Source organism: Paenibacillus sp. FSL R10-2788 (assembly GCF_038003885.1).
GTDB lineage: Bacteria > Bacillota > Bacilli > Paenibacillales > Paenibacillaceae > Paenibacillus_AQ > Paenibacillus_AQ odorifer.
The window spans coordinates 4,755,513-4,774,817 of sequence record NZ_JBBOQA010000001.1 but is presented as its reverse complement, the minus strand read 5'-3'; the positions used below and the strand labels follow the sequence as shown (position 1 = coordinate 4,774,817).

At 43.3% G+C, this 19,305-nt stretch carries 24 protein-coding genes; 15 read left to right on the top strand and 9 right to left on the bottom strand.

Going from position 1 to position 19,305, the window contains the following annotated elements; all coding sequences use genetic code 11:
- Nucleotides 1–41: 41 nt before the first annotated feature.
- Nucleotides 42–332: a MazG nucleotide pyrophosphohydrolase domain-containing protein gene (locus NSQ50_RS21295; RefSeq protein WP_036676004.1), complete on the top strand. Its 291-nt coding sequence runs from the start codon at nt 42–44 to the stop codon at nt 330–332.
- A gap of 79 nt (nt 333–411) precedes the next feature.
- Here the strand turns inward: NSQ50_RS21295 and NSQ50_RS21290 are convergent, their stop codons facing one another.
- Entirely contained in the window at nt 412–1,161 is a 750-nt protein-coding gene (locus tag NSQ50_RS21290) for an SDR family NAD(P)-dependent oxidoreductase (protein WP_036676006.1), read from the bottom strand.
- A 164-nt stretch (nt 1,162–1,325) separates the two neighbouring features.
- Here NSQ50_RS21290 and NSQ50_RS21285 point away from each other — a divergent pair, with 164 nt between their 5' ends.
- The 5 genes from NSQ50_RS21285 (at nt 1,326) to NSQ50_RS21265 (ending at nt 5,026) form a co-directional block, all read left to right on the top strand.
- Nucleotides 1,326–2,243: a LysR family transcriptional regulator gene (locus tag NSQ50_RS21285; RefSeq protein ID WP_036676007.1), complete on the top strand. Its 918-nt coding sequence runs from the start codon at nt 1,326–1,328 to the stop codon at nt 2,241–2,243.
- 117 nt (nt 2,244–2,360) lie between these two features.
- On the top strand, nt 2,361–2,774 hold the full coding sequence (locus NSQ50_RS21280; protein WP_038572498.1) for a hypothetical protein: 414 nt from the start codon (nt 2,361–2,363) through the stop codon (nt 2,772–2,774).
- A 24-nt stretch (nt 2,775–2,798) separates the two neighbouring features.
- Nucleotides 2,799–2,990: an S-layer homology domain-containing protein gene (locus tag NSQ50_RS21275; RefSeq protein ID WP_076223017.1), complete on the top strand. Its 192-nt coding sequence runs from the start codon at nt 2,799–2,801 to the stop codon at nt 2,988–2,990.
- Between the two features lie 945 nt (nt 2,991–3,935).
- Nucleotides 3,936–4,595 (top strand): helix-turn-helix domain-containing protein, encoded by a 660-nt coding sequence (locus NSQ50_RS21270; protein ID WP_036676012.1) that lies wholly within the window; start codon nt 3,936–3,938, stop codon nt 4,593–4,595.
- Nucleotides 4,596–4,717: 122 nt separating this feature from the next.
- Entirely contained in the window at nt 4,718–5,026 is a 309-nt protein-coding gene (locus NSQ50_RS21265) for a hypothetical protein (RefSeq protein WP_036676014.1), read from the top strand.
- Between the two features lie 181 nt (nt 5,027–5,207).
- Here NSQ50_RS21265 and sda read toward each other — a convergent pair whose 3' ends face one another.
- The 5 genes from sda to NSQ50_RS21250 all read right to left on the bottom strand — a co-directional run bounded on the left by sda (nt 5,208) and on the right by NSQ50_RS21250 (nt 7,247).
- Entirely contained in the window at nt 5,208–5,381 is a 174-nt protein-coding gene (gene sda / locus NSQ50_RS31635) for a sporulation histidine kinase inhibitor Sda (protein WP_080742544.1), read from the bottom strand.
- A 219-nt stretch (nt 5,382–5,600) separates the two neighbouring features.
- A complete protein-coding gene (locus NSQ50_RS21260) occupies nt 5,601–5,936 on the bottom strand; it encodes a LytTR family DNA-binding domain-containing protein (RefSeq protein WP_036676016.1) in 336 nt (111 codons plus the stop codon).
- Nucleotides 5,937–5,957: 21 nt separating this feature from the next.
- Nucleotides 5,958–6,077: a cyclic lactone autoinducer peptide gene (locus NSQ50_RS21255; protein ID WP_139329854.1), complete on the bottom strand. Its 120-nt coding sequence runs from the start codon at nt 6,075–6,077 to the stop codon at nt 5,958–5,960.
- Entirely contained in the window at nt 6,074–6,601 is a 528-nt protein-coding gene (locus NSQ50_RS31630; protein WP_051490897.1) for an accessory gene regulator ArgB-like protein, read from the bottom strand. Before NSQ50_RS31630 ends, NSQ50_RS21255 begins: the two co-directional genes overlap by 4 nt.
- Nucleotides 6,582–7,247: a hypothetical protein gene (locus tag NSQ50_RS21250; protein ID WP_169744791.1), complete on the bottom strand. Its 666-nt coding sequence runs from the start codon at nt 7,245–7,247 to the stop codon at nt 6,582–6,584. The genes NSQ50_RS31630 and NSQ50_RS21250 overlap by 20 nt, the downstream gene beginning before the upstream one ends.
- A gap of 137 nt (nt 7,248–7,384) precedes the next feature.
- Between NSQ50_RS21250 and NSQ50_RS21245 the strand changes: the two genes are divergently transcribed.
- Complete coding sequence (locus NSQ50_RS21245) at nt 7,385–7,903, top strand: DinB family protein (RefSeq protein WP_038572491.1); 519 nt, start codon at nt 7,385–7,387, stop codon at nt 7,901–7,903.
- Nucleotides 7,904–7,967: 64 nt separating this feature from the next.
- Here the strand turns inward: NSQ50_RS21245 and NSQ50_RS21240 are convergent, their stop codons facing one another.
- The gene (locus NSQ50_RS21240; protein WP_036676019.1) at nt 7,968–8,537 is read right to left on the bottom strand and encodes a thymidine kinase; all 570 of its coding nucleotides are present in this window, start codon (nt 8,535–8,537) and stop codon (nt 7,968–7,970) included.
- Between the two features lie 156 nt (nt 8,538–8,693).
- On the opposite strand from NSQ50_RS21240, the gene NSQ50_RS21235 reads away from it, so the two are divergent.
- From NSQ50_RS21235 to NSQ50_RS21225, 3 genes are read left to right on the top strand one after another with little or no spacing between them, the layout of a single operon-like run.
- On the top strand, nt 8,694–8,903 hold the full coding sequence (locus NSQ50_RS21235) for a hypothetical protein (RefSeq protein WP_139329853.1): 210 nt from the start codon (nt 8,694–8,696) through the stop codon (nt 8,901–8,903).
- A gap of 17 nt (nt 8,904–8,920) precedes the next feature.
- Complete coding sequence (locus NSQ50_RS21230; protein WP_038572489.1) at nt 8,921–10,654, top strand: ABC transporter ATP-binding protein; 1,734 nt, start codon at nt 8,921–8,923, stop codon at nt 10,652–10,654.
- Nucleotides 10,635–12,494, top strand: coding sequence for an ABC transporter ATP-binding protein (locus tag NSQ50_RS21225; protein ID WP_038572487.1), 1,860 nt, complete (start codon nt 10,635–10,637; stop codon nt 12,492–12,494). Before NSQ50_RS21230 ends, NSQ50_RS21225 begins: the two co-directional genes overlap by 20 nt.
- 242 nt (nt 12,495–12,736) lie before the next feature.
- Here the strand turns inward: NSQ50_RS21225 and NSQ50_RS21220 are convergent, their stop codons facing one another.
- A complete protein-coding gene (locus NSQ50_RS21220) occupies nt 12,737–13,042 on the bottom strand; it encodes a DUF2627 domain-containing protein (RefSeq protein WP_038572486.1) in 306 nt (101 codons plus the stop codon).
- 167 nt (nt 13,043–13,209) lie between these two features.
- Here NSQ50_RS21220 and lpdA point away from each other — a divergent pair, with 167 nt between their 5' ends.
- The 5 genes from lpdA to lipB all read left to right on the top strand — a co-directional run bounded on the left by lpdA (nt 13,210) and on the right by lipB (nt 19,052).
- Nucleotides 13,210–14,631, top strand: coding sequence for a dihydrolipoyl dehydrogenase (gene lpdA, locus NSQ50_RS21215; protein WP_076223019.1), 1,422 nt, complete (start codon nt 13,210–13,212; stop codon nt 14,629–14,631).
- Nucleotides 14,632–14,772: 141 nt separating this feature from the next.
- Complete coding sequence (locus tag NSQ50_RS21210) at nt 14,773–15,804, top strand: thiamine pyrophosphate-dependent dehydrogenase E1 component subunit alpha (protein ID WP_036676031.1); 1,032 nt, start codon at nt 14,773–14,775, stop codon at nt 15,802–15,804.
- Nucleotides 15,805–15,807: 3 nt separating this feature from the next.
- The gene (locus NSQ50_RS21205; RefSeq protein ID WP_036676034.1) at nt 15,808–16,794 is read left to right on the top strand and encodes an alpha-ketoacid dehydrogenase subunit beta; all 987 of its coding nucleotides are present in this window, start codon (nt 15,808–15,810) and stop codon (nt 16,792–16,794) included.
- A gap of 113 nt (nt 16,795–16,907) precedes the next feature.
- Nucleotides 16,908–18,278 carry a dihydrolipoamide acetyltransferase family protein gene (locus tag NSQ50_RS21200; RefSeq protein WP_076146993.1) on the top strand — a complete coding sequence of 457 codons (1,371 nt, stop codon included), beginning with the start codon at nt 16,908–16,910 and terminating at the stop codon, nt 18,276–18,278.
- Nucleotides 18,279–18,332: 54 nt separating this feature from the next.
- Nucleotides 18,333–19,052: a lipoyl(octanoyl) transferase LipB gene (lipB, locus tag NSQ50_RS21195; protein WP_076223021.1), complete on the top strand. Its 720-nt coding sequence runs from the start codon at nt 18,333–18,335 to the stop codon at nt 19,050–19,052.
- Between the two features lie 70 nt (nt 19,053–19,122).
- Here lipB and prli42 read toward each other — a convergent pair whose 3' ends face one another.
- A complete protein-coding gene (prli42, locus tag NSQ50_RS21190) occupies nt 19,123–19,224 on the bottom strand; it encodes a stressosome-associated protein Prli42 (RefSeq protein WP_094872112.1) in 102 nt (33 codons plus the stop codon).
- Nucleotides 19,225–19,305 lie beyond the last annotated feature (81 nt).

The window sequence follows — 19,305 nt, the reverse complement described above, 5'->3', positions numbered from 1 at the left end:
AGAACATAGGGATTTTTACCCAAAAAGCGAGGCGTAAGGAAATGAATGCAGCAGAGTTTCAACAGTATGTTAAGGAGTTCAGTGAAATCAAAGGGTTTGATACCAGCACCATTGAGCAGAGAATGCTGTACTTAATGACTGAGGTTGGGGAGTTGTCCAAAGAAGTTTTGTCCGTATCTTTTCATCCAGATGCAGAGCGGAAAGAAAACTTGGGATACGAGATGTACGATGTGGTGTGGAATATTTTTGATCTGGCCAATAAACTTGGCATTGATCTGGAGCAGGCTTTTAAACGTAAGCTGGAGATTAATGAACAGAGGACTTGGGAGTAAGGTGTATCTATTGAATACTATAAAAAAAAATCCAAGGACCTCCCCTGTGGGAAGCCTTGGATTTTTTTCACCCGAAATTTTATTTAAATGAAGCATAACCTTCATCAGCCATTACAACACTACCGTTAATTGCACTAGCTTCTGGTAAGGAGAGCAAGTATACAGTGTCTGCAACTTGTTCAGGCAATGTTAATTTGTTACCCATTACTTTACTCTTCATTTGGTCGACCATTCCTTGATCTTTATATCCTTGGATAATTGGCGTATCCACAGCGCCTGGAGCAACGGCAAGCACGCGGATACCATGGACGGAAAGTTCTAGTGCTGCGGATTTAGTCATCATAATGACCGCACCTTTGGAAGCGTGATATGCGAATGTACCTGGGGAAGCTAGGAATCCAAATACAGAAGCTGTATTGATGATCACACCTTTAATGCCGAGCTCACGCATTTTTTTACCAGCAGCGATAATCCCATGGGCTACGCCATGCTGATTGACATTAATGACACTATGATAATCCTTAAGGTCTTGGTCTAGTACAGGAGTGACGCGGCCGATGCCGGCATTGTTGAACATTACGTCAATTCTTCCATAAGTATCTACAGTTTTCTGAACGAGTGCTTCAACTTCTTCGTATTTTGAGACGTCAGTTTTGACGAAAATAGCTTCGCCACCATCTTTAATAATTTGTGCTACCGTTTCTTCACCTAATTGTTGATTGAAATCGGCAACGACAACTTGATCACCTTTACTTGCAAATTTAATGGCGGTTTGTTTCCCGATTCCACTGGCTCCACCTGTTATTACGGCTACTCTTTTGTCTGTCATTTGAGTTTCCTCCTCGAGAAATATAGTTATACTAGAAATGAAAGTTGATATAGTAAAAATGGTTACTTACTAACTTATTTACATTGTAGCACTTGTCTAAATTAATTAAAATTTAAGTAAATTTAATAGTTATTAAGTAAAGATTAACTTAAGGGGTGATTCAAATGAATTTGGAGCAGTGCGAGAATATCGTAGAAGTCGCAAAGATTGGTTCTTTAACCAAAGCAGCTCAGAATCGTCATATCACTCTATCCGCAATGAGCCAGTCCATTACCATGCTGGAGGCTGAGCTGGGAGTTACTTTGTTCATCCGTTCGCGCGGGCAAAAGGCGGTTCCCACAGCAGAAGGAAATGCCATTATTAGCAAAGCAAATGAAGTCCTGATGAAAGTAAATGAATTAAAAGAAGAAGCACAGATTTACAGCGATACGTTAAGTGGTCATTTGAAAATTGCTACGATACCTGGACCCATGCATTTGATGGTGAAGGTAATCTCTAGCTTTAAGGCAGATTTTCCAAATGTGAAAATAGAGATTTTTGAAAAGGGACCTAAAGAAATTCTGGATAATGTACTGCAGGATGAAATGGACATTGGACTTATGGTCTCGCCGGAGGGAATGCCTGACAAATATAAAGGGGTTAAGTTTGAACGGTTAGTGGAAGGAAAGATTGTAGTCGGTGTACATCCTCACTCACCGCTTGCCCTGAATTCCATCCTTACACCTGCTCAGTTAGTGGGGCAGACGTTGGTTTTATACGATGATTCTTACATTAAGGACTATGTAGAGCGATATTTATCTGGCTATGGGCCGATCAATTTGCTTTTTGTAAGTAACAACACACGGGCGATTGAGAATGCAGTTGCAGAAGGACTGGCCATCACAATTGGTCTGGATTATTCGTTTCTGAAAATATCAGAGGGTTCTCCAGCCTTCATGAAAACCATCGAGTTACGATCACCAGATACCCGTGCGAAATATTCAGGAGCTATTGTCTCTGCTTCAAAACAGACCTCCCAGACCGCCCGGAGATTTATCAACAGGCTAAAGCATGAATTTGATGAAATGATTAGACGAAGTTAACAGTATGCCTTGGTAAATTTTATCTAACCTTTACGCTTCCTAGTTAATATTAACCCTATGATGTTGTCCAAGCTCAGATCGATATTAGGACAGCCAAGTGGGGAGGATGTCAACATAGTGAGATGGTATCTTAGGCAAATTAATGTTGTTATTATCTTTGTTTTGTTGATTTCGTTGTTACAACCGGGAGCAATTGTTCGCGCTTCCATTTCTGATTTATATTTACCAGCAACAGATTACGGAACCGTTATTGATGTTCGCCAAACAGAGCTTGCACCCGGGGCGATGTATACCTGGATAGATCTCCAGAATGAACGTGGTTTACAAAAGATACATGCAGTGGAGTTCAACCCGCAACAAGGAAATTTGGAGCTGCGGGCAGGTACGAAGGATGGAAAGGTATACGGTATGAAGGGCGTTACCGAAATGGCCATGTATGCGGATTCGCCTGGAAACCGAGTGATCGCAGGGATCAACGGTGATTTCTATGAAATCCCCGGTTTTGCTACGGGTGTTCCCAATGGACTTTAAGCTTACACCAAGAGTAGTGTATCTGTGGCTAGCCGTAACATTTCGGCATTCAATGATATTGGTCTTGCTCCACAGTGGGCTCAAGAGGCAATCAGTGAAGTGTACAGACTTGGTTTGATGCAAGGACGTGCTGAAGGGCAATTTGCACCGGACCAAAACGGAACACGTGCTGAAAGTGCACAGATGATCCTCAACCTGCTGAGTGTTATGGAGTAATGATTATGGCCAGTCTCAGGTTTATAGGGACTGGCTGTTTTTTTGATAATTGGATTAGTGGGATATACGCAGGATACGCACGCATGAATACACTGAGGGGGAAGCGGAGTAAAAGTAAAAATAAGGGTGTGACACAAAAGGTAAGTGTATATGGAGAACAGAGAACTAAGGCACGCTCGCTAAGGTACAATAAAGCTGAGGCACGCTCGCTGAGGTGTGCTAAAGCTAAAGTACGCTCACTGAGGTACGCTAAAGCTAAAGTGCGCCAACAGCGACGCACACTTGGTAAGTTTGGCTCGGACGAGCTACTTTTATCAAGAAAGTTTGTTTTAACAGATAGCCTCGATGGTTTGGGATCGTAACGGACTGTATTGCCGCTATTTGAACTTTTTGGTCTATTTTTCCAATTTTTCGGACTCCATAGCTCTTATTGTCATACTTTTGCACGGAATCGTAATATATTTTAATGAATAGCTGCATTTGAGTCCGATAGCTGAGCAGAATGGCAGAAATCAGCTTAATAAGGTCTCCTCGGTCCGATGAAGTAGAATTGAGTTAATAAGGTGAGTAAGGTGAGTAAGGTGAGTAAGGTGAGTAAGGTGAGCTATGTGAGCCAAGTGAGCTAGGTAAGTCAAGTGAGTAAAGTGAGCAAGTTGAGAAGGTGAGCTAGATGAGTAAAGTAAGTAAACTGAGTCAGTAAACGGAAGATAAGATGCAGAATACAGATGGGGTTTAAGCGTATAGTAAAACTGAGGCGAGTATCGAGCATATTCCAAATCCTTACAGACGAGCGCTGAGTCTTTTTCCGGTATTTTGTAAAGATAGGGTTATATTGGGCGTGGAATACTGGGAATTGCTCTTCAGAGGCAAGTAAAAACAAGGAATAATTGTTATTAGCCAACACAAATTGTTATGTTGTGTTATGATAGTAGGGAGGTGACTCCCATGAATGATTTTGAGAACTATCCCGATGAGCTGGGTAATTTCATTCGGCACATCAGAAAGACGAGAGGGTTAACCTTAAGAGGACTGGAAGAAAAGAGCGGTATAAGTTACTCACAGCTCAGCAAAATCGAACGTGGAGAGAGCATTCCGCTTAAAGACAATCTGGACAAGATCATTGAAGCGCTTGGAACGGATCTGAAGAATCGGATGTACCATTTGGCAGATTATATGCCAGATATTGAATATATCAAGACCTTGAAGCAAGGATATGAGCTGCCACAGCTCAAACAGTCTCAAGATTATATCTACGAGACAGCCTTTAACAAGCTTAAGGAATTCAGAGCGAAGGAAGGGAAAGAAACATCGTACGTTTCCTTTGATTCGAATGAAGTTATAGTTTACGAAACGGAATATGGGGCAGGAATGGTAATAGAGAAGATTGAGAAATACAATCTGACCGATGTCCTGAACGATAAGTTTGAGGGTAACCTCGACTCCTTAAGAAAGAGCCCCCGTAAAGGGCGTCAAGCCTTTCTATTTGGCGAGTGGCTACGGGAGTGCGTTTATGAACTGAAGGAAGAGGAACAGGATCAGGTCATACAAGCACTTAAAGAATTTACTCAGTTTAAAGTACAACAAATAAAGGGTGCTTATAAATAATGTATGCCTTTTGCTAATGATCTCAAAAATGAATGAATGTTGCCCTTTCTTGCAGCCATCTATTCATCTTGATCCATAAACTAACAACTAAAAATGGTTTGACAGAAAAGGGGATATTAATAATGAAAATTAACATGAAGTTTACCAGCAAGGGCAAAGTCGCTATAGAGAATTTTAATAACGAGGAATTGCTGGAGATCTTCGCACGTTACATCAAGACATTATCCAAAAAGTATGACATCGAAGTTGATGTTCCTCTTGAAGCGAATCAAAACATTGTTGGTGATGGTGCGGTAATCGCAACTGCAAAAAATGTGAAATGTGATGTTGAAACTTTCTTTAAAGAATTGGGCAGAGATATTAAAGTTCCTTTGAAGAAAAGACTCGGCGGCAAATTGGAGAATGTTTTCAAAACAGAAATTACAGAATAGAGCATTATTTTTATCTGAGATTAACCATCATATGTGCATTTAAAAAAGGTAGGGCCGCGGAGGCTCTACCTTTTTTATGTTTATGTACTTAACTTAAGGCGACCTAAGGAGCTTATTGTTGGTTGAAGCTGGAGAAAAATGTGTACCATGCGTCAGTGTGAATTTAATGGGGAAGGGGATGTTATATATTTTCAGAATCTATGAGATTTCTACTTCTCATGATATCTTTAATAATTTCAATGAAATCCGGTAATGCATGGGCATCAACCGCTAGCTCATAGATTCTTAGTAAATCCTCGTCAGATATCGATTCCAGGGATGAGGGGCGTGGAGAGGGATGAAAATAGTAATTCATTATGATCCTCCATCATTAATTGTTTTTATTATAGGTTTATCTATATGGTATCATTTGGAATAGGATCCGTCTCCTGTCATTCATCCTACGAATTTATCTTTACATTTGAGGATTATTATGGCATAATGTGCGATTTTGAGGAAAATGCTAAAAAGTTTCAATTTTTAATAAAATAATCCCGGCATGTGTGAACATGCCGGGATTATTAAAAACTGAATTTTATTCTGACGGTTTTTTCTTTTGTGAAGCAAGATACTTCTTAAGGCGAGGTTCATTGGATTCCGAAACAGTAGTGAACTGCGTACCTTGATTAAAGCATACAATCTTCCGCCCGGGATCATAGCCTTCTATGTTGTTGATATTGACGACATTGCTGCGGTCAAGGCGTTCGAATCCCTTACCCTCATACGCTACGGAAAGATCGGAAAGCGTGGTGGGGAGAATAAATTCGCCTTCTTTCGTATGGACGAATATTGTATTTTTATAATTCGAGAAATACAATATATCTTCCTCTAGAATATCACTAGAGGAACCGTCTTTCTGTAAGACACGCATCTTTTCCCCATCCTTGTTTAATTACTTGCGCAGTTCTTTTGGAATTTCAGGGCTGTAAGCTGCTGGTTTTAGAATTTTTGTAAAAACTTGAGCAGAAGTACCCAGTAGGTTAGAAGCATAACGAGCTAAGGTTTTTTTCATCTGATTGACCTCCTTTGTAATGGGATTATAACTGTAAAGGATTGAACTAAAAATGCCAATCCAATGACAGACGAATGGATCCAAAAATTCAAAGAAACCAGAATTATGGAAATGATCTTTAAACCCAAATACCATTCTTTGGGGATTTGAGCATTAACATCAGGATTCGGAGCACATAAGATCATTACAAGTAAAGAAAAAAGATTAATCCAAATCAAATGGTTATGTATTAGATAGGTAATATGAGGGATAAGTGAACAGATAAAGATAGATACAATATTGCAGGACCTTGCGGATTTTAAATGCACACCACCAGATGACATTCTTAGGAGTATGAAACTGAATAAGGCTAAGAATGTTTCTTTTAGCTGTCCAGTGAGCCCGCCAATGCATAATGAAGTCATAATAATTAATAAAGTATTCAGAATAATGCTAAGGGCATAATGCATGATTTCAATAGAATGCGTTTGCTCTGGATTACTTTTCTTAATGAACTCAACAATTTTAAGAGATAAATGATTCATAATTATTTCTGTCCTTTTTGTATGAGAAATATAGATATCCCCATAATAGTATTCCATAGAGAAATGGGATTATGAAAAAGAAACGAGATTCAAAAAAGTAGTTGAGTGAAGTAACGACAATTATTGTAGGAAGATTAAGAGCGAATAATATTTTTTCATTAGTCGTTGGTTTAATTTTTACATCGGGTTTATCAGGTACAAAGTCATATCCAATACGTTTATGACCTACATACATACCAATGAGAATCGCGGTTAATGCTGATAAAACCTGCATTGTGATCATGTTTTTGGTAATCGGGTTCAAGATATTTAGAGGCATGATGATTACAGAGTTTAATAGATACATAAGACTGGTCTGAATCACCAAGTATGCTTGATAGGTCATCCCGGTTAATATAGAAGCGTAGAAGGGATGAATCCGGAATAACATCCACATAAAACAAAACATTAGTGCATATTGTGAGAAAATATCTAATGGAAACATCCCATAGTTGATCCTAATTGTATAAGAAAAAAAGCCCATAATAAAACTAGCAAACACCATCTCTTTATGATATAAGTCAATTTTGAAAATTTTGAAAGCCAGAAAGAACATCGCATAAGTCTCAAGTATTGAAAATATCATAAAAAGAATAAAATCTAGCATGCCGACACTCCCGATGACTTCTAGTTTAACCAACCCTATTATTGCAAGTATCGTATAAAATGAGCTAAAATACAACAACTACAGTATAATTTTCCTCCTATTTTTTCAAAAAAATTCAAAATGAGAGGGGTTTAGACATGGATCGACGTCCAGAAAGCAGTGAGTATCTCGAAGAATTATCAAAATATGTCGATTTAGTGCCAGCTGAAGGAGACATCATTACTATTTTTAGAGAGCAGACGGATGAGATTTGCACTTTTATTTCGAATCTTACGGAAGAACAAGGGGACTATCGTTACGCTCCGGAGAAATGGAGTATCAAGGAAATGGTCGGACATCTGGCTGATACCGGAAGAATCATGTCCTACCGTTTATTGTGCATCGCCAGAGGGGATACGACTCCACTGCCGGGTTTTGAAGAGAAAGACTATGTACTTACCGCCAATTTCGAAGCGCACACTTTAAAAGCGTTGCTGGCCCACTACAATCTTGTTCGAGAATCGACATTACTCCTAATGGAAACTCTGCCGGAGGAAGCATGGATCCGGAAGGGAACTGTTAACGAGGCTACTCTTTCTGCGAGAGCTCAGGCCTGCATTATGATTGGACATGACCATCATCATTTGAATATTCTTAAAGAAAGATATTTAGGGTAATATCTTCTTAATCAAAAAAGCATTCCAATAGCCTTTATGGCTTTGGGATGCTTTTTATACACGGCTATAGCGGTGGATTCTTGTGACATTTGCGGCATACCGGATAGTAAGCTTCATTACCACCAATCTGGATTTGCTTGCCGCTATATACGGGCTTGCCGTTTTCTACTCGTAGAGCCATAGTAGCTTTGCGCTCGCAGAACCAGCAGATCGTCTTCATTTCCTCAATTTTATCAGCGTAGATCAGCATATATTTGCTGCCTTCAAATAACTGATTCTGAAAATCATTTTTAAGTCCGAAGGCCATTACCGGAATACCCAGCTCATCAACGATACGCACTAGCTGGAGAATACATTCCTTGCTTAGAAATTGACATTCATCAATAAGTACACAGTGTGGTTTAGGTTGGTTACTGCTGACGATATTATAAATATCTGTGTTCTCATCGATGGGGATTGCTTGTTTCCGAAGCCCAATACGAGAAGAAATAAAACCAACCTCGTCCCGGTCGTCTATGGATGGAGTGAAAATAAGCACCGATTTCCCCTGCTCTTCATAATTATGTGCAACCTTGAGTATCTCAATAGATTTACCACTGTTCATTGCTCCGTATTTGAAAAACAATTGTGCCACTTCCATCTATCCTTTCGTAAAAACAATGATCATATCTTAAAAATGCGACCTTATTAGAGTATCATATTCGGATCGGATGTATCCAGTGAAAACATTGCGATTGATTGGATGTGGTATGATAAGTGGTAATAAGAGATGGGAAAGGAAGTAATAAGTGTGACTGAAAGATTAGATGAATATAAGGAACGGTTAGCTCTTTTGCAGCAGAATGGAGATTTATCCAGTGACACTGAAAGCTTGCTGGAAGAAATGATGGCGGATTTGGTGGAATTGAATCGGAGTAATAAAGCACTGCGTCGAGCAATACTGAAAACTGGACAGGCTTCCACGATGTCAACTCGGTTAAGGGATGCACTGTACGAATAGAAAAAGAGGGTATGCGAATGGCTTTGATTTTCTCTTTTCTCAAAAAATATAAGGTAGCTGCAATAGCTGCCCTTGTAATGATGCTCATTGAATTGACGGTAGAATTATCACAGCCTTTGATCATTTCCAAAATCATTGACTTAGGGATCCGAGAAAAAGATACCTCTGTAGTATGGCTGTGGGGCAGTATATTGATCGGCAGCGCGGTAGTTGCGTTTACAGCCGGGGTACTCAGTTCTTTTTTTGCTGCCCATGCAAGTCAGAGCTTTGCGTTCGATCTTAGGGACAAATTGTACGAAAAGGTACAGTCTTTTACGTATGAAGTATTCAATCGTTTTGCTACCTCGTCACTGATTACCCGTCTGACTGGTGATGTATCACAGCTGCAGGATACTATTTTTATGAGCTTGCGCTTTATGACACGGGTGCCACTTGTTGTGGTAGGCAGTGTGATTATGGCGTTAGTTGTTCATGTGAAGCTGGGATTACTGCTGACGGTGGCGTTACCTTTGTTGATTTTTTTCCTCTACTGGATTATGAGAAAAGCTTCCTTGTTATTTCGTACGGTCCAGCAGCGTTTAGACGGAGTTAATGGCGTGATTCAGGAGAATCTTACGGGTATTCGCTTGATCCGCGTATTTGTGCGTATGGGGTATGAGATTGAACGTTTCACGGTATTTAGCGGGAATTTGATGAGATCAACGGTGTCTGCCTTGCGTTTGACTGAGACGACGATGCCTTTTGTTATGCTTATTGTGAATGCGGCGATTTTGGCGATTTTATGGTTTGGACGGATAGCCATTTCCAATGGGGATGCTACTTTGGGTCAGACTGTTGCTGTTATTAATTACTCCTTGCGAACGATTGGAGCACTATCAGCGATATCTGGTCTTGTTGTAACGTTTTCCCGCGCTCGGGCCTCCTCTCAGCGTGTTTCAGAAGTTATGGAAGCGGGAGCTGGAGTTCATGAAGGCGGGACTTTGCAAGGCGAACCGATTCAGGGCCACGTTAAATTTGAAGGCGTTTGCTTTAAGTATCCTAATAGTGATATCTCTGTCCTGGAGGACATTCATTTTGAAGTAGCTGCTGGTGAGCGAGTAGCGATTATGGGGGCGACCGGATCTGGAAAATCCTCACTCGTGAGTCTGATTCCGCGCTTGTATGAAGAGACTGACGGCACCATTTGGATTGACGGTGAAAAAAGTGCTGATATTGATATTTTCAGACTGCGGAGATCGATAGGTTATGTGCCTCAGGAATTGCAGCTTTTCAGCGGATCAATCCGCAATAATATTGCATGGGGCAATGAACACGCCACACTGGAACAAATCCAACAAGCAGCGGCGGCTGCACAAATTCACGAGACGGTAAAAGGGTTGCCGGATGGCTATGACACGATGCTTGGTCAACGAGGGGTTAATCTCTCCGGCGGACAAAAGCAGCGGTTAACGATTGCCCGCGCACTTGTTAGGAAACCGGCTATGTTGATCCTTGATGACAGCACCAGTGCACTTGATGCGGTTACGGAAGGGCTTTTGCTGGAGGCGCTAAAGGATATCTCCTGTACAACCTTTTTGATTACTCAGAAAATCAGTTCAACGGCATCAGCCGATTTGATCCTGTTGCTGGATGAGGGACGATTAATTGGCAAAGGCTCGCATAAGGAGCTTATGGCAAGCTCCGAGCTGTACCGCAAGATTTATGAATCACAGGTAGAGGAGGCGAAGCAGCATGTTCAAAGCATTAATTGAACCTTTTCGTCATCCTAAACCGAACTTTGAACTTGGCGTGGGACGAAGTCTAGGGACAGCATCTGGCGGCAAACCCAAAGCAAAGGCGAAGGATTGGTCAGGGACGCTGATCCGGATCTGGAGTTATCTAGCTGAGCGTAAAGCCAAGCTTATTCTTGTACTGATCATGGTTGTCTTCAGCTCAGCGCTAGCGCTGCTGGGGCCATACATGATTGGCAGAGCGGTGGATAATTATCTGGAAGGTACCGGCGGGCGCTCATGGGTTGTTTTTCTGACAAGCCTTGCTTGTGTGTACATTTTTTATTCTCTGACTTCTTGGCTGCAAAACATATGGATGATCGAAATTGCTCAAGAAACTGTATTACGGATGCGTACGGAGCTATTCTCCCATTTACACCGTCTGCCCATTTCCTTTTTTAATCGGAGACAGCAGGGAGAAATTATGAGCCGTCTTACCAATGATATCGAGAACGTCAGCTCTACGTTGAATAGCTCGGCTATTCAGATATTTTCAAGTGTCTTAACCTTGCTGGGAACCGTAGGGGTTATGCTGTGGCTTAGTCCCTTGTTGACGCTGCTCACATTCCTCGTCGTGCCTTTGATGTTGTTAGGCATGCGCTGGATTACACGCCGTACAGGTCCACTATTTAAAGAACGTCAGCGCAATGTAGGGGAGCTTAACGGTTATATTGAGGAGACCTTATCCGGACAACGGATTATCAAGGCTTTTTCACAAGAGGAACGGGTCATCTCCGGTTTTCATGAACGCAACAAGCGAATTATGCTGTCAGGTTACTGGGCGCAGTCCATTTCTGGTTTCATCCCCAAGCTTATGAATGGTCTTAATAATCTCAGCTTCGCCATTGTTGCAGGAATTGGTGGTCTGCTTGCGATCCGTGGGTCGATTACAGTGGGTGTGATCATCGTATTCGTTGAATATACCCGCCAGTTTACTCGTCCGCTTAATGATTTAGCGAATCAGTGGAATACCTTGCTTTCAGCGGTGGCAGGGGCAGAACGGGTGTTTGAAGTGCTGGACGAAGAGACCGAGGCTAAAGATGAAGGTGCAGCCATATCACTTGAAACTGTACAGGGTGCGGTGAAGTTTGAAAATGTAGCTTTTTCTTATGATGGAGGTTCTAACACGCTGCAGGATATCAGCTTTGAAGCGAAGCCTGGTGAGATGATCGCTTTAGTTGGACCTACCGGTGCAGGCAAAACAACGCTAATAGGGCTGTTATCCCGTTTTTATGATCCTAATCAGGGGAAAATCACGCTGGATGGCTTAGATATCACTTCGATTCGGCGGGAAAGCTTGAGAAGTCATATGGCCTTTGTATTGCAGGATTCCTTTTTGTTCAAAGGGAGTATCCGCGATAACATCCGGTACGGGAGGCTGGATGCGTCCGATGAAGAGGTTGAAGAGGCGGCTAAGCTGGCCAATGCCCATTCTTTTATTATGCGAATGCCCGAAGGTTATGAACGGATGCTCTCGGCGGATGGCAGCGGTATAAGCCAAGGGCAGAAGCAGCTGCTCTCCATTGCGAGAGCGATTCTTGCTAACCCCTCTATGCTTGTGCTTGATGAAGCAACCAGCAGTATTGATACAGTGACCGAGATCAAGATTCAGGAAGGGCTGCAGGCGCTGATGAAAGGGCGAACGAGCTTCGTCATCGCTCATAGACTTGGCACGATTCGTGCGGCTGATCGAATTCTTGTGCTTCAGGGCGGCAGATTATTGCAGCAAGGCTCTCATGAAGAGCTGCTGAAGCAAAGCGGACTGTACAGTGAGTTGGTACAGGGGCGGCGGAAAGAGGCGCTTGATAAGGCGGGTATTTAAGAAAAAGGCGAGAATTTTCAGGGAGCGCAGATTGCGTCCATGAAGTTCTCGCCTTTATGTTATTTGTGATAGATAACGAGCACCAGATCGGGTGAGCTGGGAGGGTTTGAATGTGGGGAAATCTATTGTACAAATTACAATCAGCAGGGTAATAAGGCTTGATTGTGTGCGATTCGAGATTCATATGATCAGATGAACAAATGATGAGATGAAAATGCTGATTCTAAGTTTAGTATAGCATCTTAAGAGATCGTTTCCTGCGTTCCGGCTTGTTTCGCCTTTTGCTTCTCCTTGAACCTTGGACCTACGTAATTCTTCTTACGGTCCCTAGCCAGAATCCAGCCACCAAGGAAAGTCATGCCAGCTGCGAAGAGCAGCAATCCACCACCGAAATGCAGCCAAGCAAAGTGGGGCACAACGGTATCATCACCATGCATGGATATGTAATCAAAAATATCATCCTTCATCATAAGGAAGCCCTTCATTGCTATTAAGCCCGGAAACACAAGAATAAGGATGGCAATGAAGCGTGAAATTAACAGTTTCATAAGTGTCTCCTACCCCTCTTAGCCCTTTAGATTCACCCATATGATAACGCTTTAGCAAGAAAAAGTCCATTTGCATATGACGTTTATAAGTTTTGTAATAGAGCAAAAAGAGAGTACAATATACTAAGTAAAATGAACTTACGTGTAATGACTGGAGGATACATATCATGACAATTTCATGTGACGTGGCCATACTTGGCGGAGGTACTGGAGGGTATGTGGCGGCTATTCGCGCTGCACAGCTTGGAAAGTCCGTTGTCGTCATCGAAATGGACAAACTGGGAGGAACCTGTCTGCATCGGGGCTGCATTCCTAGTAAATCACTGCTCCGTAGTGCAGAGGTATATGCTGAAATCAATGAGAGTGAGAGCTATGGCATTGAGACAAGCGGTGTACAGCTGGTATTCCCAAAGGTACAGAAACGCAAAGAAGCTGTAGTTGAGCAACTTCATCAAGGCGTACAATATTTGATGCGCAAAAATAAAATACAAGTTGTCAAAGGTAAAGGGCGCGTAACGGGTCCTTCTATTTTTTCTCCGCGCAGCGGTGCTGTAGCTGTGGAACTGGAAGATGGGGAGATGGAAACAGTAGTTTCCAGCCATCTTATTATCGCTACGGGCTCACGCCCACGAGTATTGCCTGGTCTCGAACCAGACGGGAAAGTGATTCTTAGCAGTGATGAAGCGCTCACGCTCGAAGAGCTGCCATCTTCTATCATTATTGTGGGCGGCGGTGTAATTGGTGTCGAATGGGCTTCAATGCTGGCTGATTTTGGAGTGCAGGTGACTGTGGTTGAAGCGGCAGGTCAGTTACTGCCTCAAGAGGATGAAGAGATAGCTAAGGAACTGCAACGGTTGTTGAAAAAGCGTGGTGTTAAGGTACTGACTGAAACTACAGTGGATGCTGCAACCTGCCAGGTAACGGAGGATGGAATTTCGATCGAAGCCCGTAAGGGAGAGCAAAGTCAAAGCCTATCCGCAGAAAAATTGCTTGTATCCGTAGGCAGAGTGGCCAACATCGAGAATATTGGTCTTGAAAACACAGATATTCGCTTTGACAAAGGGATTATTGCTGTAAACGCTAGTATGCAGACGGCAGAACCGCATATTTATGCGATTGGTGACTGCATCGGCGGGCTTCAATTGGCTCATGCAGCCAGTCATGAAGGGATTATGGCGGTTAACCATCTATCTGGTGAGAAGCTACATCCTTACCATACACATTTAGTACCACGTTGTGTCTATACTCGGCCTGAGGTAGCAAGTGTGGGCTACACCGTGAAGGAAGCTAAAGAGCTTGGACATGTTGTAGTGATTGGCAAGTTCCCATTTTCGGCCATTGGCAAGGCAATTGTATATGGCCAGAAGGACGGATTTGTCAAAGTTGTTGCCGATCGTAGCAGTGGAGATATTCTTGGTGTGCAGATGATTGGTCCTCATGTGACCGATTTAATTGGAGAAGCGGCCTTGGCACAGCTTCTGGATGCAACACCTTGGGAGATTGGTGAAGCTATACATGCTCACCCTACCCTTTCGGAGATTATCGGAGAAGCAATGTTAGCTGTGGATGGAAGATCTATTGGATTTTAGTTTTTCTTAGCTTTTCTTTTTGGGTAGAAAGGGATTATAATATACTCAAGCCAAGTCTTAGTACCAGGTTTTAAGATCAGGGCACAATTGGTCTTAATTCCTGTAAGACTTCAGGCTTTATGAATAAGGAGGTATCTCTTTATGGAATCCCAAGGTACTGTAGAAACGATTAACAGACATAAGCAGCTTGGACTTAGTGACGGCCAGGTCATCGATATGTACAGATATATGTCGCTCGCTCGTAAATACGATGAGCGCAGTCTGCTGCTTCAGCGCGCTGGCAAGATCAACTTTCATGTCTCCGGCATAGGCCAGGAGGCGGGTCAGGTGGCGGCGGCGTTCGCGCTGGACCGGCAAAATGATTATTTTTTACCGTATTACCGCGATTATGCTTTCGTGCTCTCAGTGGGTATGACTACACGCGAACTTATGTTGTCCGTATTCGCAAAGGCAGAAGATCCAAACAGTGGTGGGCGGCAAATGCCAGGTCACTTTGGCAGCAAACGTCTGCGTATTGTGACAGGGTCAAGCCCTGTAACCACGCAGGTCCCTCATGCGGTTGGCTTTGCTCTGGCGGCCAAAATGCAGAAGAAGAAATTCGTCTCATTTGTAACCTTCGGTGAAGGTTCCAGCAATCAGGGGGATTTTCATGAAGCTTGTAACTTTGCCGGAGTGAATAAGCTGCCGGTTATTATCATGTGCCAGAACAATCAGTACGCAATCTCTGTTCCTGTTCATAAACAGTTAGGCGGCAAGGTTAGCGACCGTGCGCTGGGTTATGGATTTCCTGGTGTGCGTGTAGACGGAAACGATCCGCTTGAGGTTTATCGTGTCGTTAAGGAAGCGCGGGAAAGAGCCCTCGCGGGTGAAGGTCCTACGCTGATTGAAGCGATGATGTACCGTTTGTCTCCACACTCCACCTCAGATAATGATCTGGCTTACCGGACCAAAGAAGAGGTTGATGAGAACTGGAAGAAGGACGGCGTAGCAGGATTCCGTAATTACTTGATCGGTCTGGGATTGTGGAGTGACGAGCAAGAACAAGATCTTGCTGCTGAATGCAATCTTGAGCTTAAAGCGGCTATCGAATATGCCGATAATGCTCCGTTCCCGAAACCGGAAGACACACTGCTGCATGTATACAGTGATTCCGACCTCAAAGGAGGGGCATAAACCATGGCTATAATGGAATATATCGATGCCATCAGGCTCGCGATGAAGGAAGAAATGGAGCGCGATGATTCCGTGTTCGTGCTTGGTGAGGACGTTGGTCTCAAAGGCGGCGTATTTACCACAACTAAAGGTCTACAGGAACAGTTTGGCGAAGAGCGGGTTATGGATACACCCCTCGCTGAATCAGCGATTGCTGGTGTAGCCATCGGAGCAGCTATGTACGGAATGAAACCAATTGCTGAAATGCAATACTCCGACTTTATGCTTCCAGCGACGAATCAAATCATTAGTGAAGCGGCTAAAATCCGTTATCGTTCAAATAACGATTGGAGTTGCCCGGTTGTCATTCGTGCCCCTATTGGCGGCGGGGTGTTCGGCGGTTTGTATCATTCACAGTGTCCAGAATCGATTTTCTTTGGTACACCTGGATTGAAGATTGTAGCGCCTTACTCCGCTTATGATGCTAAAGGTTTGTTGAAGGCAGCCGTACGTGATCCTGATCCGGTTCTTTTCTTTGAGAACAAAAAGTGTTACAAGCTGATCAAGGAAGAAGTGCCGGAAGGGGATTACACCGTTCCAATTGGCGAAGCTAATCTGTTGCGTGAGGGAACGGATATTACGGTGATTGGCTACAGTCTTCCGCTGCATTTTGCTATGCAGGCTGCGGAAGAATTGGAACGCGAGGAAGGAATTACAGCACATATTCTTGATCTGCGTACCTTGCAACCGCTGGATCGTGATGCGATTATTGCTGCTGCCCGTCAGACCGGTAAGGTATTGATTGTGCATGAAGATAATAAAACAGGCGGAATTGGCGGCGAAGTGGCGGCCATTATCGCTGAGCATTGTCTGTTCGAGCTGGATGCACCGATCTTCCGTCTCTGTGGTCCCGATGTTCCGGCGATGCCAATCAGCCCGCCAATGGAGAAGTTTTTCATGCTAAGTAAAGAAAAAGTGAAGGCGGAAATGCTCCGGCTAGCACAATATTAATTTGTTAAGTAGATGCGAAGCTTCCTAAAACTCAAGTGATGCTTACGAAGCAAGTTTTACTGCGTAGTCTTTCTAAGAGTCATTGCTTCGTAAAACTTTTAAGGAGTGAAAAGATGTCTGACAACCAAAAGTTGACTGACGTGATCATGCCGCAGCTGGCAGAATCGCTGGTATCGGCGACGATCGGCAAATGGCTGAAGAAACCGGGTGAACCGGTAGAGCAATATGAACCACTATGTGAGCTTATTACAGATAAAGTAAATGCTGAATTACCTTCAACGATCGATGGAGTTATGGGTGAACTATTAGCGGAAGAAGGCCAGGTTGTCAATGTCGGCGAAGTCATTTGTCGTATAGCCGTGCCTGTGGCTGCCTCTGCTGCTGCTCCAAGTACGAATCAGACGACAATTGCATCGAATGCTTCTAATGATGTTGCAGGGCAGAAGTCCACTGCAAATGCTGGCGATTCGATGCGTGCTCGTTATTCTCCTGCAGTACAGACACTGGCTGCTGAGCATAACATTGATCTATCGTTGGTTACTGGTACAGGTATGGGTGGCAGAATTACCCGTAAAGATGTGCTAACCTTCTTAGAAAAAGGTGGAGCTACATCCGCAGCTTCAACTCCTGCTAGTCAGCCTGCCCCGTCTGTATCACAACCACCAGCTCCACAGTTTGTTCAAACCGAAGTGAAGAAAGCAGAAGAGCCTCTTCGCCATTCCGGGCTACATTTGAGCGAATCTCCGCGTATTCCAACGATAGAGGTTGAGGGTGGACGAGGAAGCAGTTCGGAATATCTGATTGATGTAACACCAATCCGAAACACAATTGCTACAAGAATGCGCCAGAGTGTCTCGGAGATTCCACATGCTTGGACGATGATTGAGGTGGACGTGACTAATCTGGTAGCGCTGCGCAATAAACATAAGGAAGAATTCAAGCGCAAGGAAGGCATCAATCTAACCTATCTGGCTTTCATGATGAAGGCTGTTGTGAGTGCGATTAAGGATTACCCGATTATGAACTCTGTCTGGGCTGTAGACAAAATTATTGTCAAACGTGATATCAATATCTCGTTAGCGGTAGGTACAGAAGATTCGGTTATCACTCCTGTGATTAAGAAGGCTGATCAGAAAAATGTTGCTGGGTTGGCTCGTGAGATTGATGAATTGGCACAAAAAACACGCGAAGGCAAACTTAGTCTGGAAGATTTGCAGGGAGGGACTTTCACTGTAAATAATACAGGCTCGTTTGGCTCCATTCTTTCTTATCCAATCATTAACTATCCACAAGCAGCGATTCTGACCTTTGAATCGATTGTGAAAAAGCCTGTGGTCATCAATGATATGATTGCTGTTCGCTCAATGGCTAATATTTGTCTGTCCCTGGATCACCGGATTCTGGACGGAGTCATTTGTGGCCGTTTCTTGCAACGCGTCAAGGATAATATAGAAGGATATACACCGGACACTAAGCTCTATTAATGAATAACTAGCCAAACTGTGCAGGCAGGAGACTGGAAAAGGGGACCTGACGGTATGAAAAATACGGATTTTCGTAAGCTGCAGATTTCATATGACCCCATTATGGAGTATGGGACGGCCTGGGAGCTGCAAAAAGAAAGTGTGCATGCCATTGATTCTGGCGAGCAGCCGGAGCGACTTATTCTTTTGCAGCATCCGCCTACCTATACTATCGGTTCACAAAATCATCCTGAACATCTTCTCTTGGATCAAGAGCAGCTCGAAGAAAAAGGAATCGCGCTGTTTGAAATCGATCGCGGAGGAGATATTACATATCACGGACCAGGTCAGCTTGTAGGTTATCCGATCCTTAAGCTCGGAGAGGATGGCAAAGTGGATTTGCATGGGTACTTGCGCAGTCTGGAGGCTGTTATTATTGATTATTTGGCATCCTACGGAATTGTCGGAGATCGTAAACCGGAGTTTACCGGAGTCTGGGTTGGCGATGAGAAGATCTGTGCTATTGGTGTGAAGTTTAATAAGAGTAAATTTCGAAGAGGTTTTATTACCAGTCATGGTTTTGCTTTTAACATTTCTGAGGGGATTGCGGCGCGCGGGTTTCAAGGGATTATTCCATGCGGGATCACCGATTTTGGAATAACTTCTCTAGAGGAATGTGCAGGTCGTCGATTTGAGCTTCAAGAGGTGGCTAGAGAGCTGGTCCCATATTTCTTGAAACATTTTCCATATGAAGAGCTGATGGATACTTTCTGTGATATAGCAAAGGCTGATTAAGAACAAACGTGCAGGCCAAATAGCGGCAAGGTGTTCCTAGCCGCTATTATTAATGCTTCCTGAGCAATGTTTAACCTGCAAGGAACGGCTCGATAACCATAAATAGCGTAGAGGCAATCATGGCAAACAACATGACGTAGATGAAGATCTTGAACCATTTATTACGTTGCATGGGTAACTCCTTTAGATTTAGTTTAAGTTATTAACATGAAGATGGTAATGCCGTACAACCATTGTACCGTATTCACGAAAG